This is a genomic window from Proteus genomosp. 4 str. ATCC 51469 (genome assembly GCF_003144375.1).
Classification (GTDB): Bacteria; Pseudomonadota; Gammaproteobacteria; order Enterobacterales; family Enterobacteriaceae; genus Proteus.
Genome location: NZ_PENV01000004.1, coordinates 175,555 through 193,684 on the forward strand (window position 1 = coordinate 175,555; position 18,130 = coordinate 193,684).

The window sequence follows — 18,130 nt, forward strand, 5'->3', positions numbered from 1 at the left end:
AAAATAATATTCCCCCATTTATTGTACGATGAGCAATAAATGGAGGAATAAGAAAAATTTACCAGCGATATTTAGCATTCAATAAAACAGAACGGGATTGACCGTAATAACAGTAATAATCACAACCAGAGAGATATTCTTTATCAAGAATATTGTTGATATTTAACTGTAATTGCCACTGTTTATTGACGTTATAGATTGCAGCCATATCCCATAATGTTGCACTTGGTACAGTTAAATCACTACTCTTAGGATTATCTTTAGATTTACCTAAATAACGAACACCTGTTCCTAAGGTTAAATCTTGAGTTCCAGTAATTGGAATAGTGTAGCTACCCCAGGCAGATGCGGTATGTTTAGGAATTAAACCTGCTTGTTGTTTACCTTTATTACCTGTGTCATCAGTTTGCATATCGGTATAGGTATAATTGGCTTTTAATGCAAAACGTTCCGTTAATTGCATTTCACTTGTTACTTCAACACCTTTTGATGTCACTTTACCTGTTTGTGTTGAAACAAAAGTCGTTGGGTTTGCTACAAGAGCATTTTTTTGTGTGATATCAAACCAGGCAATATTAAAGTAACCATCCATAAAATCAGGTGTGTACTTTATCCCTGCCTCAATTTGATCGCCTTTTAACGGTTTATACAGATCTTTCGTCGCAGGGTCGATAGTGCTCATCACCTCAAAAGACTCAGAATAGCTCACATAAGGAGAGAGACCGTTATCGGCTAGATACATTAATCCTGCATTGAGGCTAAACTCACTATCGGTACGTGATTTGTCCTCATTTTTTGTTTGTGCTTTATTTTCTGTTTTTACCCAATCTTGACGTACACCGGCTACTGCAACCCAGCGACTATCAAATTTGGTTTGATACTGTGAATAAAGGCTATATTGTGTTTTGTCGATGGTGCGATTGACATTATTAGCAGGATCAAGAGGAATATATTTACCGTAAACAGGGTTCCACGGATTAATCGTACCAAAATTGTAATTATCTTGTTCATCACCTTTAGTTTGGTGATATTGCAATTCAGCACCCGCTAATAATGTATGCTCGAAATTATCTGTATCCCATTCACCAACAACATTATTATCAAAAGAGATACTTTGGTTTTTACCATCACGGAAAACGATGCCACGATTCAGTTCTGTTGCGGTAATATCTGAATTAGGGAAGGCATAAACGCTACGCAATAACAGATCGTTATAACCATAATTTAGACGTTGAGAAAAACGCCAAACATCATTGATATTACTTTCTAATAAATAACCCGCTGAAATTTGAGTACGTTTATATTTATCGTAACCTGGTTCACCTAAATTTGTTGAAGGCTTAATTTTACCAAAAGGAGATGAAATCAAAGTGCCTGCTGCAGGAAAGAACGGGTTAGTCGGTGTGCCATCATCATGCAAATAAGTTGCCATAAACGTCAATGATGTATCGTCAGTCAAGTTAATCGCAACACTTGGTGCCAGATAAATACGCTCACTATCTGTGTGAGATAATTCTCCGTCTGATTTTTTCATTAACCCAACAAGGCGATAGCGCACACGTTTATCATCCGTGGCACTTGAAACATCAAAACCAAACCCACGTTGATCATTATTTCCAACTTCAAGAAATACTTCATTTTGAGGTTTAAAGCTGGGTTTCTTTTGTACTACGTTAACAGCACCACCAGGTGTAGATTCACCAAATAATACAGCTGAAGCACCTTTTACAACTTCAATTTGTTCAAAACCATAAGGTTCAAGTAGCCATGTATAATAACCATCACGAAAGAGACGACTATTATCTAAATACGTTGCAGCTTCAAAACCGCGCACACGAAGCCAGTCAGTATCATTATCTGCACCAAAGGGTTGAGAAACGACACCTGACGTATAACGTAAAGCTTCATCAAGTTTTTGAGGCGCATGTATTTCGAGATCTTTTTGAGAAATGACAGAAACGGATTTAGGCGTTTCTTGCAAACTAGTATTTACTTTTAATGCTTGAGCACTAACGACAAGCTTTTCTACTTGTTCTGTCTTTACTGCTTCTTCTGCAAAAGCCTGTGTAGCCAAAACAAAAGGAAGGGTGGCAGAACAGAGCAATGCCACCGGTTTTAATTTAAATACATAAAGATTAATCACAATAAGCCACCGAATAATAATGATTACTATTAGCACTATTATTCATGCAATCGATACTAAGGTAAATTAATTTATGCAAAAATGTCTATAAATAATAATTTTTTAGATTAATTAACTGGTTGTATCAATCCAAGCAAGGCGACCACCGACAGAAGTGCTGCAATGTGATGCATTGTGGCTTAAACACAAAGTTCGCATACCTGCAGCTTGTTGTGAATACCAAGCTCCTCCGCGCATTAAAGAGCGTTGACCATAATTTCGTAAATAAACCTGATCATTGTCCTGTTGGTTTATTGCTGGATATAATCCTAATTCTTTAAATAATGTAGGTATTTCAATACTATTTTCTGCTGTTATTGCATTAAAATCACCATCCATTAATCCCGCAGGATAACCATTATCTGTTGGTGTGCCGTTATAGTGTTTTATTGAAGTTGATAAAATGGGAGTGCCTGCATTTTTGTCACAATGATCTGAAGGGGCATCGTATTTTGCGCTATCGGGATGATTGATGGACAATAATTGCCCCGTTGATAATGCTATTGAGTGCCATTGTTCTGTTACAGAGGGATCACCACAAAATACAGAATCATTATCTTTAATGATCTGTATTTCTCCGGCATTTAATTGCATACCGCTTTGCCATTCCCAAAGGTTGCCACATAAATCACTAATACCAAACTCACTATTATCATGATACCAATTCAACCATTGCGGTCCCGTTATTGTCGTGGGATCACCTGTAGTAAAGTCAGTATCACCAGCTTCTTTACCATCAACGCGATTAACAGATTGCTCTGGATGAAGAAAACTTCGTCCATAATCTGTATTGCCATCTTCAATCATATTGTGGTGGCGACACCACAGCATTAAAGCAGCCCATTCTGCATGGGTACTTAAATGAAATCCCCGCCCTGTATGTTGTGCATATTGCTGAAAACTCAATAAGTCTAATAATGTCGCCGGTTTTTGGTTAGGCAAACTTAACAACTCACCTTGATGCAATGAAGCGGGGTAACACGCATAGAAAAATCCATTCTTAACTTTTTCATTTACAATAAATGCAGAGTGAATAGTATCATCAAGATTATCTGATACCTCATTTAATCGAAAATAAGGAACAACGTACATATAGTTAGGTTGGCCTTTTGCTGAGTATAAAATGGTTCTTTTTCCAGCTGACTGTGACTCAACTTTTGCCCGTAAAGGATCGGGTGAATAGATATCAAACATGATTATTCCTTATCTTGATCAAGTAATGTTACCCAATAGCCCGTTTCCCATTTCACAGGTAAAAATTGAGTATGGTAATCATAAAAAATAGTGTCTACATCGAGGTGAGAAAAGCGATCAGGGTGTAGCCATTTAGCCATTTGTAAGATTGCAATAAAACCAAAAGGGCTGTCATAAAATGAGTGCCAAAGGGCATATACTTGTTTATTTTTAACCGCATCGAGTGTTTTGTAGGCAAGCCGTTGCATTAAAATTTCAAGTTGCTGTTTTGCCAAATCTAAATTTGCACCAGGCCCTAAGTTAATCCAATCACCTGACGGGTTATAGCCACTCCAATCAGCCCCTGTTAAAAAAATTTTATCGGGTTTGGCATAAATCACCGTTTCTTGGTTCAAAACCCCATAAGTGCCTTTTATATATTCTGAGCCTAAGTTTTGCCCACCTGCATTTTGTAGCATTTGTCCCATACTGCCATTACCATAAGAAAGACAACACTCAGGTGTAAAGCCCGCAGCTCGTTCAAATAACACATTAGGGCGTTTAAATGGTTTTTTTCCTAATTGCTGAGAAATATAAGTGAGTTGTTTTTCACGAAATTGATTCATGGCTTGGCTTTGTGAAATATTACCCAGTAAATTCCCCATAATAGATGTGCTGATTGGCGTGTTATTAAGTGGGTCGATACTCAAATCAAACACCACAACAGGAATATTCGCTTTCGTTAATAAATCCAGCACACCATTCACACTAATTGCACGATAAGTTCCAACCGCCACAATAATGACATCGGGTTTTAGCGCGATAAGTTTCTCACTATTGAAATTCCCACTCGACATAGCCGTAAATTCAGGTAATGCCAATAATTGGGGGAATGCTCGCGTATATTGATGATATAAACTTAAGTCGGCGGTACGAAATGCAGAAGGCATCCCGATAAGGCGCTCATAAAGAGCGCCTTCATTTAATGAAGCATAAAGTAAAAATAACCCACTATCTGCCACATAAATACGTGTTAATTCTTGTGGTAATACAATTTCTCTTCCCAGAATATCAACGATTTCTCTCTGTTTTGGTTTTGCATAGACAGGAAAGGGGCTTGCTAATAGTAACGAGAATGCACTGGCACCTTTTAGTAATGAACGTCGATAGTTATCCATGTTCATTTCCTAAAAATAGTAATTGAGGACACCAAGCACAACACGGTCGCTTCCCACACTGCAATAAGTCGAACTAGTACAGCTAGAAACATAGGATTTATTCGTGATATTGCTGACAGTTAATCCTAATTCTAAACCCTGTAATTCACGATTAATTGCCGATAATTGGTAGCGGAAACTCACATCCCCTAACCATACTGCGGGTACTTTAAATGTATTTGTATTATCGCCGTAAGTTGAACCTAAATAACGGACACCTGCACCTAATAATGCACCGTCTAAATAAGGCTGATGGAAACGATAATCTATCCATGCAGATCCCGTATGAGTAGGTACTTGAACAGGGTGTTTATTTAAGGTGGTTGGATCGCTAGTCGATGTCACAATATTATGAAGATAGGCATAATTGAGCATCATATTAACTTGTGGCGTTAGCGCTAATTTACTTTCAAACTCAAGTCCACGAGAACGAATTTCACCTGATTGCTGATAATAATCAGGATTTCTAGGATTATGTGTTGTGACATTTTCTTGGGTTAATTGATATACAGAAACACTAACCAGTTGTGTTAACTCAGGATTTTGATATTTAACGCCTGCTTCATATTGTTTTGATTTCATTGGAATAAAAGCTTTTCCATCTGCATCAGTGCCCAATACAGGATCAAAACTATCAGATGTACTTATCCATGGTGAGAACCCATTATTAAATTGATAACTTAAACCAACACGATGACTCCATGCTGTGTTATGGCTTTGCTGTGTCGTACCTGATATTTGATTATGTGTATCTAAGTCCGCACTGTCATAACGGCCACTGAGTAATAAATTCCATTGCTGCCAACGCAGGTGATCTTGTAAATAGTATCCATAGCGATCAAATTGTTGTTTTGTGGAAGTACGAGAAACAGGGTAAGGCTCAAAATCAGGCTTATGATGTGATGCCCACGGATCAAAACTAACCGTTTGTGAACCCCACCAATCTTTTGTCATATAGCCATGTTGGTAATCAAAACCAGCCATCACAGTATGATTGATATCCCATGTTGCTAATTTACCAATCAATTGTGAATCAGTTACCCATGTTTCTGATTTACTTGGTGCTTCCTGATAAACCGCAGTTAATAAGCGATCACCAGGTAAAAAACCACGGGTATAGTCACGGCTTATTTCCGTATCAACCTTCATAAAACGAGTGTTTTGCTTAAATTGCCACTGTGGGGACAATTCATATTCAAACAATGAAGTTAACGACTGTTGTTTACGATGTGAATTATCATGACTTTGATTATTATAATTTCGATTAGGATCAACTTTACCATTAGGATTCGGTAATAAACCTAATGCTTGAGCCGGTAGCGTATTGTAGTAACCTAGGCGAGGCTCTTTTTGATATTGTCCCAATATTGTCCAACTCAGTGCATCATTCGGTTTCCAAGTGATAGCCGGTGAAATAAGAAAACGAGTTTGACGAGAAGAGGGAATTTGCGACTCTTGTTCAAGCGCTAACCCTGAAACACGATATAACCATGTTTCATCCTCATTAAGAGCTGATGTGGTATCAAATTTAATACCATGATTTTTATTATTACCCGCTTGTAATTGCACTTGGTGTTGCGTTTCTGCGGAAGGGCGACGCGATGTCATATTAATCACGCCACCTGCACCACCTTGTCCATATAAGGCAGATGCCGGGCCATGTACGGCTTCAATACTTTCTAAACTCCAACTATCAATCTGTGGTGCCCAAATACCACTATTACCAAGCATTCTTAAGCCATCTAAATAATAATCGGCATCAAATCCGCGCATTTTTGAATAATCAATACCGCTTCCAAAAGCGCCAAATTTTTCACTCACAACCCCTGAGCTATAACGTAATGCTTGACTAATAGATTCAGAGGGCAAGTTATCTAGCTGGCTACGATTAACAACAGAAACCATTTGTGGTGCTTCTAATAAAGTGGCATCACTTTTAGTTGCCGTTGTCTGTTGTTTTGCAACATATCCGTAAGGTTGTGCATCAGACGACGAACTTGGCGCCGAAGTAACAATAATTTTTTCAATATTTTCTGATGCGAAAGAAGGTGACATCACGCTTAGTGAAATTAATGTCGGTAAAACAAAAGAATAGCCACATTTCCAATAATTTTTTAATTGCTTATTTGGACAATGTATTGTTTGAGGTAGTAGCAACATAATGATCCCAAAAAATGAAATAAACCATGATTGACTCGTGGTCGGTAACATACACTAACGACCGACTGTCAGTCAATATAAATGATAATCATTTATATTTGTATTGCCGTAAAAATAGAATGAGTCATAAATGAAATAAAAAATAGAAGGGTGAAATTATCGGGATCTTTTGATTACAATAAAAAGGCCTGATAAATAGTTATCAAGCCTTTGTTTGTTTATTACTTTAATTCTGCTGTAAAATTAAAGCGTAACACCTTTTTTGGCAAGGAACTCATCATAAGTACCTTGGAAATTAGTCACTTTTTCAGGTGTAATTTCAATAATACGATTTGCTAATGAACTTACGAATTCACGGTCATGAGAAACAAAAATCAGAGTACCTTGATAAAGTTCTAATGCCATATTCAGTGATTCAATAGATTCCATATCCAAGTGGTTGGTTGGCTCATCCATAATCAGAATGTTTGGTTTTTGCATCATCAGCTTACCAAATAACATTCTGCCTTTTTCACCACCAGATAAAACTTGAACTGATTTTTTCAAGTCATCTTGAGAGAACAGTAAACGACCTAATACGCTACGTACAGATTGTTCGTCGTCTTCTGGTTTCATCCATAAGCTCATCCAATCAAATACGGTCATATCTACTTCAAAATCAGTTGCGTGATCTTGTGCATAATAACCGATATTTGAGTTTTCAGACCATTTTAAACGGCCTGTATCTGGTGTTAATTCACCGACTAATGTTTTAATCATCGTCGATTTACCCACACCGTTATTACCTAGAATGGCAACTTTTTCGCCCACTTCAAGCATCATATTGACGTCTTTAAACAGTGGGGCATTATCATCGTAGCCTTTAGAGATATTTTCCACTTCAAGCGCATTACGGAATAATTTTTTCTCTTGTTCAAAGCGGATGAATGGGTTTTGGCGACTTGATGCTTTAACTTCAGCCAATTGAATTTTTTCAATTTGCTTAGCACGAGAGGTTGCTTGGCGTGATTTAGATGCATTAGCACTGAAACGACTTACAAAAGATTGTAATTCACTAATCTGTGCTTTTTTCTTCGCATTATCCGCTAATAAACGTTCACGCGCTTGGGTTGCAGCAAACATATATTCATCATAGTTACCTGGATGAACGGCTAATGCACCGTAGTCAAGGTCAGCCATGTGCGTACAGACCATATTTAAGAAGTGACGGTCATGGGAAATAATGATCATGGTACTGTTACGTTCATTTAGCGTTTGTTCAAGCCAACGAATAGTATCAATATCCAAGTTATTCGTCGGTTCATCCAATAACAAAATATCCGGATCAGCGAATAGGGCTTGTGCTAATAACACACGTAATTTCCAACCTGGTGCGACTTCACTCATAGGGCCATTATGTTGTTCTAATGGAATGCCTACATTTAATAATAATTCGCCAGCACGAGATTCAACGGTATAACCGTCCATTTCACCGAATTTTACTTCCAGATCGGCAACTCGTAAGCCATCTTCTTCACTCATTTCTGGTAAGTTATAGATGCGTTCGCGCTCTTGTTTAACTTCCCAAAGTTCAGTGTGACCCATAATCACAGTATCAAGCACTGTATATTCTTCATAAGCAAATTGGTCTTGTTTTAATTTACCAAGGCGCTCATTAGGATCAAGAAATACGTTACCGCTACTTGGCACTAAATCGCCACCTAAAATTTTCATAAAGGTTGATTTACCGCTACCGTTAGCACCGATTAAACCATAGCGATTTCCGCCACCGAATTTGACAGAAATGTTTTCAAACAGTGGCTTCGAGCCAAACTGCATAGTGATATTATTGCTGATTAACAAGACGAATACTCATTATTAGTGAATGACAAAAGGTAATGGGGCCGCATTATGCCACAAGTTACCCCCATTAAGACAGTAAAGTGACAAATGACTATTGAGGAAATTTCATTGTGAGCAGAAAACTCATCATAATGTGAGTTATTGACCACAATAAAAGCAAGAAAAAAGAGATAACACATAGGTTATCTCTTAAGCTAATTATGTTGATATTAATATCTATGATTTAGTTGGCACCAAACCCGGTTCAACCACTGCATAAACTTGATCATCTAGAAGATCGGCTTCAAGAAGTTGAGTCACCAAACGTGCGACATCACGACGATTAACTAAGCCGTGAGTCTCTTCATATTGATAAAGCTGAGCTTTACCCGTTTCTTCACCATTCAGTAATCCGCCAGGTCTTACTATCGCATAATCAAAACGGCTAGTTTGCAGCCATACTTCAGCTAATGATTTTTCTCTAACGGCTTGCCCAAAAGCGGCTTTTGCTCTGTCAGATAAAGCAACCCAACTATCGCCACAGCCTAAAGAAGAAACCATGAGCATCCGTTGAAAACCCATATTTTCTGCAATATCAATCACGGTTCTATGCGCAAGATAATCATTTTCTCCGCCCATTGTGGAGATAATGTCTGCTTCTTTTCCTGCTAGTGTTAAAACAGCTTCAACCGCTTTAGCATCAATCGCATCACCAATAACTGTTTTGATCCCTTTTTCTTCTAAACGATTAGCCGCATCTTCGGAACGAACTAAAGCCACAATAGGGCGTTGTTGTGTAACGCCAATATCTGCAATATGTGCGCCAATACCTTTACCGCCAGCACCAAAAATAACCCAAGTTTTCACGTGCAATTATTCCTTATTTAATTGTTGTGCTAATTGACGGAAGGCTGATAGTTGCTCTGGCAATAATTGACGATGTTCATCTCGTCCAAGGAAAATTTTAAACATAGCAACGCCTTGTTGATTGAAAAATAAAATAGAGGCGGTATCCATACCCATAAACTTACGTTCGATCATTGCGATGGATTGGCAATTTTCGGCTTTAATATGGCCAGTCATTCCTTTTTTACCTCGTAAGTTAAAATAGCCATGACGATGGAAACCACTTGGCAACTCACCACTAAACTCTAAGATGACATCTTGAGTATGCACAAGCGTGGTGACATTACCCCATTTCATCACACTATCCCATACAGTATCGAATTGTTCGCCACTCATTAATGAGCGTGATGGTAAATGTCTCACAACCTCCAACAATGTGGTATTAAATTGTGTAGCAATAGTTTCCAATGTTCCATCAGGCTCAGTCATTAAAAATTGTTGTAATTCAGTATTCATGATGTTGTTTCCATCTTCTAATTAATATTCAGGGTAATAAAATTAACGAGGCGTATTTAATTGCAAAATTAATTGCTGTAAGGATGTCAGCAAGTTACTTGCCCAAAATCGACCTTCATTGGTCAATTTCATACAAAGAAAATCGTCTTCAACAAGACCCGCTTGATACCATTGATTTAATAAAGGGGAGAGTAGAGTCGCTTGTGGGCTTAACTTGGCTAAATCAACACGTCCGCACTCAATGCCAGCTTGTAACTCATGACGCCAACGAAAACCACTATCGGTTGTACGACTCATCATCATTAAGGGCTTTTGGTTATCTGTGATTTTTTGATAATAATTATCAAGTGAACGTTCAATCATCCATGAATAACCATTCACTGAGCCACCAGCACCAGAACCAAAAGCTAGGCAATCTGCCCCTTGCTTGATTAATAGGTTGTAAAGATTGCGCTCACGGGTTGTTCTTGCCCAATGGCTATTACTGATCTGACGCCAGCCCACATTTTCCATAAAGTCACAACCTTGAAGATAAAGATCACGTCTTTGTATTGGTGAAGGTACAGTAATTCGTTGATTTTCAACCGCTTTACCTAATGGTGTATTAGGCAATAAATTCAATGCATAGAGATCGACACCATCTAAACCAATATCATGAGCAATAGTGAGATCTTCTTGCCAGTTCGTCGCATCTTGCCCAGGTAATCCAAATAACAAATCACACACCACGGCAGCACGATCGCGCAAACAAAGCCCTTTCATAAATTTGGCTGCTTCTTCACCCGTTGAGGTTCTTGCCATTCGTTTACGAATTTTACTGTTAAAGGTTTGAATACCAATAGAAAAACGGTTTGCGCCTGCATCTAAACAAGCATCAATACGATTATCATCAAAATTTAAAACGCGACCTTCAATGGTGATTTCACAATCTGGCGCTAAAGGGAGGGATTGGCGCAAATGCGTGATCACACGATAAAGATCTTTAGCTGATAACGCAGAAGGGGTTCCACCACCAAAATAAACCGCATGGATTGGTGCTGATTGATAAAGTAAGCTATCTGACTCAGCCGATATCTCACGCAGTAATGCATCGGTATAGCGTGCACAGGCTTCTTCGTGATAGTTATTTTGATAAAATCCACAAAACGTACAATGAGTCGCACAAAAAGGAATATGAATATACAACAAACGTTTGCAGGCTGGTGTTTTACTTTCTAATAAGGCTTGCCATGTAGATTGCTGTTCTTCTTTCGCAATAGGTACAGAACCTCGCCATGGCATGGTGGCATGTCTATCTCGAAAAGGGCTATCACCTTCTAAAGCGAAATGAGCAGTAAGATCAATTTCAGTAGAAGGGGGCATAATATGTGTTGCGACTGACTCTTTCATTATTAAATCATTCCTACTTATTATTCGACCTTATTACCGTTTACTAGATCAGCGGGGTAAAATTGTTGATGCAATAATTCTACGGCATCCACAATACGAGGCCCCATTCCTAAAATAAGGGATTGATCAATTTCGATAATGCGTTGATTTTTCCATGCTTGAGTCATTGACACACCAGGCACAGAAGCTAATCCTTCAGACGCTCTTATTGTACCTGTTTGGTTTTTCTGGCTTTGTGTTGTAATAACAATTAACTCTGGATCAGCGGCAATAATGGCCTCTGCGCTATAGATACGATAATTCTCGTGTGTTGCGATATTCTCACCGCCTGCTAATTGAAGGATCGCATCTGCGACACTGGTTTTCCCTGCAACTTGAGGAATTCCACCTCCCGGTGAAAGAAAGAACATCACTTTTACTTTCTGTTTAATTTGGTTATTTTTAGCTTTAATAGTGTCTAAGCGGGATTGTAATGAATCAATTAATGTATCGCTTTGTGCCTGCTTATCCAGTGAAACGGCTAACGTGCGGATGTTTTGAAGCATTAACTCAAAGGTTGCTGGCGTTCTTGGTAAAGAAATCACCTTAACGTTATGCTGTGCAAGCTGACGTAAGGCCATTTTCGGCTCAGCATCATCCCATGTTACAAAAGTAGAAGGACGCAAAGACAAAATGCCTTCAACACTTAATTGTTTCCAATACCCTATATGAGGTAATGCCTGAGTTTGTTCTGGGTAAGAGGTAGTTTCATCAACACCAACAACCTTATTGCCAGCATCCATGGCATAAACTAATTCCACAATAGAACCACCCGCAATGACCCAACGGTCATTTTTTATATTCTCTTTTGCCGTTAAGCTAAAAGGTAACAATAATAAACTGAGAGTAATTAATATTTTTTTCATTGTTAAAACGCCCATGTCAGGCCAACTGCCGCATTAATACCCGCAGCAGGAATAGATTCATGAGCCGTTTGATAACGTTTATTTAAAATATTATTTAAATCAAAGTTAATACGATATTGATCGTTATGACCAAACTCACTACTAAGTGAAAGATTAACCGTTGTCCAGCCAGCGTAATGCTGTTTATTTTCTGGATTGCTATAATCTTTAGCTTGCGTTGCAGATCTTAAATATAAATCTGACATTAGATTCATATTATTGAGTAATAATAGATGTTTAGCACCAATACGTGTAGTGACTGTAGGTTCCCCTGTATCCCATGTTTTTAGGGTTGGGCTAATAAATTGACGACGCATCACATTGGCAGAAACATAAGGTGTAATTGACCAGCCTTGGTATTGGGCCATTACCTCCATACCATAAGTTTTCGCGCGATCGATATTGTCATAATAGAAGTAATCTGCTCGGCCTGTTTTGCTATTTCCTTCACAAATACGTTCTCCAGCACAAGCGACTGAGGTGATGTAATCTTTTGCTTCAGAATAATAAATGGCGCTATCAACATACCAATTATTCCCTTTATAACGCGCCCCAAATTCCACGTTATTAGAATGTTCAGCCTCAAGATCACGATTGCCATAAGTCACCGCACCGCCCGCCGTTGTATTCATAAATTGCTGAACTAACGTAGGGAACACATAACCTTGTGCAAATGCAAGGCGCAATTCAGTATCTTTAAATCCGGAATAACGTAGATTGGATGAAATAATAAAAGCGTTATCTCTCACAGATGTAGAGGATAATGTCTTATAGCTTGTGCCTGTTTTATCATGGTTAACAGTCTCATCACCATCTTGTAATTCTGATTTTAACCAATACTGCCTAGCACCCACAGTCCATGACCAATCTTCTGTTATTTTCCAATCATTTTGGGCAAAAACAGATGCATTAGTTTGTTTACTGCGATTATGTAACAGAGATTGTTTTTCATAGTTTACGGCAGGTGGGAAACCCGTTGTACTATTTGAAGATGTTTGGCCAGCAGAGGTTTGTTTTACTTTATCTTGTTGATATTGTGCGCCTAAAATTAGTTCATTATTTGCAGGTAACGTAAAGTTTGCCTGCATAGTCATTCCATAAGTATTCTGTGTATCCTCTGACTGTGTTCGGTTTTTAACAGTTAAATTACCAATCTTTGGGCTACCTGTTGGCGTAACAACACCAACGCGGTTCTCAAATTTTCGCTCAATTCGTTGTGTATAAGCATCTATATGAAGTTTCTTAAAATAATCAGCATCAATATCATAATCATAAAATAAGCCGATTTTTTCACGCTCAAGCTTAGGTACTTTAACGCTAAATTCTTGATATTTGCCTTCATCAGCATAATAAGATTGCGTAGATAAATCATAGCGATCAAGTGAAAGCCCAAATTTATGTTTATCAACTTTATAGCCTAACCATGCTCCTTGACCATTATTTCTAAAATGCGTATTAGTTAAGCGACCATCTGGCGTATCGCGATCACCATGATCGGCATAACTCCCATTAAAACGGTATTCAAAATCACCTATTGTGCCTGAAATTAACGCTGACTCACGCCATCCCATCGTTGCTGAGTCATAAACAACTTTAACATTACCACCAAAGGGCTTATCGCCACCTTTTTGGGTAATTAAATTCACCACACCGCCAATAGCTTGTGAACCATAAAGTACAGAATAGGGACCTTTAACCACCTCAATACGCTCTAGTGCAGATTCATCAATTAAAATACCCGCACCAAAGTTTTGACCACCTCGTTGATAGGTGACTTCTTGTCCATCAACCAATAAAAGTACACGTGATGAAGATTCGCCACGAATACGAATTTGTTTACGGCCCGCGAGGCTATTATCAGTCACTTCAACACCAGGAATATCACGCAATTGATCCGCAATAGAAGAAGCTGTTGATTGACTTAATGACTCTTTATCAATGACTTGAATGGTCGCAGGGCTATTCCATAAAGAGGAAGCACTACGTGTTGTAGTAACAACTAGCGTTTCTTCTTTAGGTGACGCCGTTTCAGCAATGGCGTATTGAGAAAGTGAGAGAGTTAGAGCAGATAAGACGAAGCAAGATTTAAATTGAATGCACATAGTTACAGATCCTAATGAGATCAATAATGATTATCATTCGCTTTATAATTTAACTTTTGGTATTCAGCAACCTAAAAATAGTAAATAGAATGCATCTTTGATTTAAATCAAAGTAAAAATGTGACTTCATGCACATTTGGTGCCTAAATAAACAAAAACGGCATAAAAAGAAGGGTTTTTAAGCAATCAAAGAAAAGAAGGTAAGTAAGAACACTCAGTTTCTATACTTACCTTTATTATTAAATATCTTGCAGAAAATAGAATAGGGAAAAAATATTATTCTAGGGAATTAAGGAAAACTTTGAGTAATGCATTTAATGCTTGCTGTTCTTGTTGTGATAAACCCGCCACCAAACGTTTTTGATTATTAACATGAGCTTCAATAACTTGATTGATTAATTCCAAACCTTGTGGTGTTAAAGAAACTAAAAAGCTACGACCATCTTGCGGATTAACTTTACGAATAACCCAGCCTGCTTTTTCTAATTGATCAATACGGTTTGTCATTGTGCCCGATGTAACCATCAATGTTGATAACATTTCACCAGGAGAAAGAGTATAAGGATTTCCTGCTCGTCGTAATGTGGCAAGCACATCGAAACTTGATGTATTCAAGCCAAATTGGGAAAAAACTTTCTCCATTTCGCGGGAAAGATGCAAAGTGATATTACCCAACCGGCCGATTAACCCCATTGGGCTAATATCAAGATCAGGTCGTTCACGTTGCCATTGTTCGGTAATTCTATCTATTCTGTCCATGCATTTATCATGTCAATTATTTATCTTGACGTCAAGGTATTATCAATTTATCTTGACCTCAAGATAAATCACAATGACAAATAAATTGAGTCACTTTATGAATCGATACACAACGCTTTTATTAACAGCTTCAGCTCCCATTGTTTGGGGAAGTACGTATATTGTGACAACCGAAATGTTGCCTGCTAACGTACCAATGACATTGGCTGCATTACGTGCATTACCTGCTGGTATTTTATTATTAATAATTATGAGACAACTGCCTCAAGGGATATGGTGGTTACGCGTAATCATTTTGGGTATTTTAAATTTCTCACTATTTTGGTGGTTATTATTTATTTCTGCTTATCGTTTACCTGGTGGTGTTGCTGCAACTGTAGGAGCAGTTCAGCCTTTAATTGTCTTATTTTTGTCTCGTTGGTTATTACAAACACGTTTATCATGGCTTTCTATTTCAGCAGCATTAGGTGGGATATTAGGTGTGGCAATATTAATACTTACACCTAATGCAACACTTGATCCTATCGGAATAATGGCAGGATTAGGTGGCGCCTTATCAATGGCAGCGGGTACTGTATTAAGTCGCCGTTGGCAACCGCCAGTTACTCCTTTAACGTTTACCGCGTGGCAATTAACTGCTGGTGGCGCTGTATTATTACCTTTTGCGTTATTATTTGAACCTACATTACCTTCATTAACGGGGATTAATCTTTTAGGCTTAGCCTATTTAACGTTAATTGGTGGAGCATTAACCTATATTTTCTGGTTTAGAGGACTGGCATTATTAGGGCCAAGCTCAGTAGCATCATTAGGATTTTTAAGCCCGCTTAGTGCTGTTATTTTAGGTTGGGCGTTATTAGGACAACAATTAACTAGCTTACAAATTATCGGTATGATTGTGATATTAGTGAGTATTTGGGTTAATCAGCAATCAGAAAAACGAGCAAGAGCAAAGCTTCAATCACTTAGTTAGGATTATTGTGTTATTTTAACCTCCTTAACCATGCAATATTTAATACAGAATAAAGAGAGAGTTGTTATGCCTATTTGGGTTGATGCTGACGCATGTCCTAAAGTAATCAAAGAAGTGTTATATCGAGCAGCAGACAGAGAAAAAATGATCATTACTTTTGTTGCCAACCAACGATTAAGCGTACCTGCATCGCCTTTTTTACGCACATTACAAGTTTCCGCTGGATTTGATGTTGCGGATAACGAAATTGTCCGCCGTACTAATAAAGATGACTTGGTGATCACCGCAGATATCCCATTAGCGGCTGAAGTGATTGAAAAGGGGGCGGTTGCTCTAAATCCTCGGGGTGAACGTTATACTGAAGCCACTATTCGTGAACGCTTAAATATACGTGATTTTATGGATACGATGAGAGCCAGTGGTATTCAAACGGGGGGGCCAGCAAGTCTAAACCAACGCGACCGCCAGCTTTTTGCTAATGAATTAGACAAGTGGCTATTAGAGCAAAAAAGACGTGCTTAATTTCACAGGTTATCATCTCTTTAAGTAAATAAATAAAAAAACGGGCATTTTAATCATTGCCCGTTTTCCTTTTTTAGGACAAACGCTAAGTTATTTCTTTTTTATAATGAAATTAAACATAACGTTTTTTGCCTAGAATACTTGGTTTCTTTCCTTTAAAAACATGAGGGCCATCCATCGTTAACTTAAGTTCATCACCAATACGTGTTAACCAAGGAGTGGCTTCACTACCTGCTCTTGATGTCACACCTGAAGGTTTTAATGTAATACTGTCTTGATCGATTTCAATAATACCAATGACATAGGTGTAAATCATATTATTGAAAAAGCCTTTTTTGTATTCGCAAGAGCACTCAACGATTTGATTACCATATTCCATACGCATTGTTGGTTTTAATGATGCAACAGAAACACAACCATTACTAATGGCAGAATAAACACTACAAACTAATGCCACTTTTCCGCCCATTAATTGAGAAATAGCGGGGTTTATTTCAACGGTTTCACAGCCGGGCTGATCTTGACTAACACTGACCACATCACCCGTATGGAAAACAAAAGGATCTGCATTAAAAGCACCACTTTTATCTGGCGCTTGAATTATAGACATTTGACCATTAGGACGCAAAATACCCACACGAAGATCTAAATCATCATTATCCTTACCATCACCATTATCTATCCACGTTGCACTGACTAAAATGCGCTTAGGTGCATCACTCCCTTTTAGTAAAGAAACACGGTGGCTACTATCTGGTTTCGTCAGTTTCACCACACTTTTTTGTATATTAACAGGTGGTGTTGATGCAGGCACAATAACTGGGGCAGGCTCTTCAACTTCAATGCCATAAAGATCGCATAGCCCAGCAAGTCCAGACGCGAACCCTTGCCAAACAGCACGTACTTTATTTTGCCCATTTCGAATATATAGCTCTAAAACAATAATGCCCGTTTCTTGCGAAAATTGGCTTGGTGCTAATTCAATAACATCATTATTTATCAATACTTGCGCTTTTAATTGATTAACAACAGCAAAACCGCCAGCACTTCCATCTTGCGTCAAGGTAATAGCAATTTTGGTAATATTGGTGGGTAAACGAGATAAGTCGAAATCAATACTATGAATAACCAATGAATCTTGAGTAACGGGTGCAATAAATGATGCAGCACCAGAGGCATGATGAGGAGCGTTAAAGAAAACCATATCATCATCATGAACGACTTTGCCTGACTCAGTGACTAAAAAAGCAGTCAGATTAATATCAAGGTTATTGCCTACTGCATGAGAGACTCTAACTTGTCCTTTATTTTCACTTAGTGATGTATTTTCACCAGGTTGCAACGTTTTACTCATTAAAACTGCTCCTTGATTGATAAGACCAACTGCAAGAAATTGAGATGAAAGAAGTGATAATAACTTCAATTAATTATTTATTCGGTGATCTCTTTCACTTTCATTAGATATCAAAAACCAATGAATTTATTTATAATCTTAGGGAATTTTTCCCATCAAGACGAGAGGTAAT

At 38.1% G+C, this 18,130-nt stretch carries 14 protein-coding genes; 2 read left to right on the forward strand and 12 right to left on the reverse strand.

What is annotated here, in order from left to right; translation table 11 throughout:
* Positions 1-58 precede the first annotated feature (58 nt).
* The 11 genes from DK866_RS06495 to DK866_RS06545 form a co-directional block, all read right to left on the reverse strand.
* On the reverse strand, positions 59-2,143 hold the full coding sequence (locus DK866_RS06495; protein ID WP_109408221.1) for a TonB-dependent siderophore receptor: 2,085 nt from the start codon (positions 2,141-2,143) through the stop codon (positions 59-61).
* 111 nt (positions 2,144-2,254) lie between these two features.
* Positions 2,255-3,376: an SUMF1/EgtB/PvdO family nonheme iron enzyme gene (locus DK866_RS06500; RefSeq protein ID WP_109408222.1), complete on the reverse strand. Its 1,122-nt coding sequence runs from the start codon at positions 3,374-3,376 to the stop codon at positions 2,255-2,257.
* A gap of 2 nt (positions 3,377-3,378) precedes the next feature.
* A complete protein-coding gene (locus DK866_RS06505) occupies positions 3,379-4,533 on the reverse strand; it encodes an ABC transporter substrate-binding protein (RefSeq protein WP_162556982.1) in 1,155 nt (384 codons plus the stop codon).
* Positions 4,534-4,542: 9 nt separating this feature from the next.
* The gene (locus DK866_RS06510) at positions 4,543-6,783 is read right to left on the reverse strand and encodes a TonB-dependent siderophore receptor (RefSeq protein WP_109408224.1); all 2,241 of its coding nucleotides are present in this window, start codon (positions 6,781-6,783) and stop codon (positions 4,543-4,545) included.
* Between the two features lie 192 nt (positions 6,784-6,975).
* On the reverse strand, positions 6,976-8,574 hold the full coding sequence (locus DK866_RS06515; RefSeq protein ID WP_109408225.1) for an ABC-F family ATPase: 1,599 nt from the start codon (positions 8,572-8,574) through the stop codon (positions 6,976-6,978).
* A gap of 216 nt (positions 8,575-8,790) precedes the next feature.
* Positions 8,791-9,420, reverse strand: coding sequence for an NAD(P)H-binding protein (locus DK866_RS06520; RefSeq protein WP_109408226.1), 630 nt, complete (start codon positions 9,418-9,420; stop codon positions 8,791-8,793).
* 6 nt (positions 9,421-9,426) lie between these two features.
* Positions 9,427-9,915 (reverse strand): heme utilization cystosolic carrier protein HutX, encoded by a 489-nt coding sequence (gene hutX, locus DK866_RS06525; protein WP_208105246.1) that lies wholly within the window; start codon positions 9,913-9,915, stop codon positions 9,427-9,429.
* 42 nt (positions 9,916-9,957) lie between these two features.
* Entirely contained in the window at positions 9,958-11,304 is a 1,347-nt protein-coding gene (gene hutW / locus DK866_RS06530; protein ID WP_409076903.1) for a heme anaerobic degradation radical SAM methyltransferase ChuW/HutW, read from the reverse strand.
* A gap of 20 nt (positions 11,305-11,324) precedes the next feature.
* A complete protein-coding gene (locus DK866_RS06535) occupies positions 11,325-12,209 on the reverse strand; it encodes a heme/hemin ABC transporter substrate-binding protein (RefSeq protein ID WP_109408228.1) in 885 nt (294 codons plus the stop codon).
* 2 nt (positions 12,210-12,211) lie between these two features.
* Complete coding sequence (locus DK866_RS06540) at positions 12,212-14,350, reverse strand: TonB-dependent receptor plug domain-containing protein (RefSeq protein WP_109408229.1); 2,139 nt, start codon at positions 14,348-14,350, stop codon at positions 12,212-12,214.
* Between the two features lie 276 nt (positions 14,351-14,626).
* Positions 14,627-15,109 (reverse strand): MarR family winged helix-turn-helix transcriptional regulator, encoded by a 483-nt coding sequence (locus tag DK866_RS06545; protein WP_109408230.1) that lies wholly within the window; start codon positions 15,107-15,109, stop codon positions 14,627-14,629.
* 97 nt (positions 15,110-15,206) lie between these two features.
* Between DK866_RS06545 and DK866_RS06550 the strand changes: the two genes are divergently transcribed.
* Both DK866_RS06550 and DK866_RS06555 read left to right on the forward strand, forming a co-directional pair.
* The gene (locus DK866_RS06550) at positions 15,207-16,082 is read left to right on the forward strand and encodes an EamA family transporter (RefSeq protein ID WP_109408231.1); all 876 of its coding nucleotides are present in this window, start codon (positions 15,207-15,209) and stop codon (positions 16,080-16,082) included.
* Between the two features lie 66 nt (positions 16,083-16,148).
* A complete protein-coding gene (locus DK866_RS06555) occupies positions 16,149-16,604 on the forward strand; it encodes a YaiI/YqxD family protein (protein WP_109408232.1) in 456 nt (151 codons plus the stop codon).
* A gap of 112 nt (positions 16,605-16,716) precedes the next feature.
* Here DK866_RS06555 and DK866_RS06560 read toward each other — a convergent pair whose 3' ends face one another.
* Positions 16,717-17,958, reverse strand: coding sequence for a TerD family protein (locus DK866_RS06560; RefSeq protein WP_109408233.1), 1,242 nt, complete (start codon positions 17,956-17,958; stop codon positions 16,717-16,719).
* Positions 17,959-18,130 lie beyond the last annotated feature (172 nt).

Coding starts and splice junctions, on each gene's coding strand:
- DK866_RS06500 (WP_109408222.1), bottom strand. CDS start 3,376: ATGTTTGATATCTATTCACCCGATCCTTTACGGGCAAAAGTTGAGTCA.
- DK866_RS06505 (WP_162556982.1), bottom strand. CDS start 4,533: ATGGATAACTATCGACGTTCATTACTAAAAGGTGCCAGTGCATTCTCG.
- DK866_RS06510 (WP_109408224.1), bottom strand. CDS start 6,783: ATGTTACCGACCACGAGTCAATCATGGTTTATTTCATTTTTTGGGATC.
- hutX (WP_208105246.1), bottom strand. CDS start 9,915: ATGAATACTGAATTACAACAATTTTTAATGACTGAGCCTGATGGAACA.
- hutW (WP_409076903.1), bottom strand. CDS start 11,304: ATGAAAGAGTCAGTCGCAACACATATTATGCCCCCTTCTACTGAAATT.
- DK866_RS06535 (WP_109408228.1), bottom strand. CDS start 12,209: ATGAAAAAAATATTAATTACTCTCAGTTTATTATTGTTACCTTTTAGC.
- DK866_RS06540 (WP_109408229.1), bottom strand. CDS start 14,350: ATGTGCATTCAATTTAAATCTTGCTTCGTCTTATCTGCTCTAACTCTC.
- DK866_RS06545 (WP_109408230.1), bottom strand. CDS start 15,109: ATGGACAGAATAGATAGAATTACCGAACAATGGCAACGTGAACGACCT.
- DK866_RS06550 (WP_109408231.1), top strand. CDS start 15,207: ATGAATCGATACACAACGCTTTTATTAACAGCTTCAGCTCCCATTGTT.
- DK866_RS06555 (WP_109408232.1), top strand. CDS start 16,149: ATGCCTATTTGGGTTGATGCTGACGCATGTCCTAAAGTAATCAAAGAA.
- DK866_RS06560 (WP_109408233.1), bottom strand. CDS start 17,958: ATGAGTAAAACGTTGCAACCTGGTGAAAATACATCACTAAGTGAAAAT.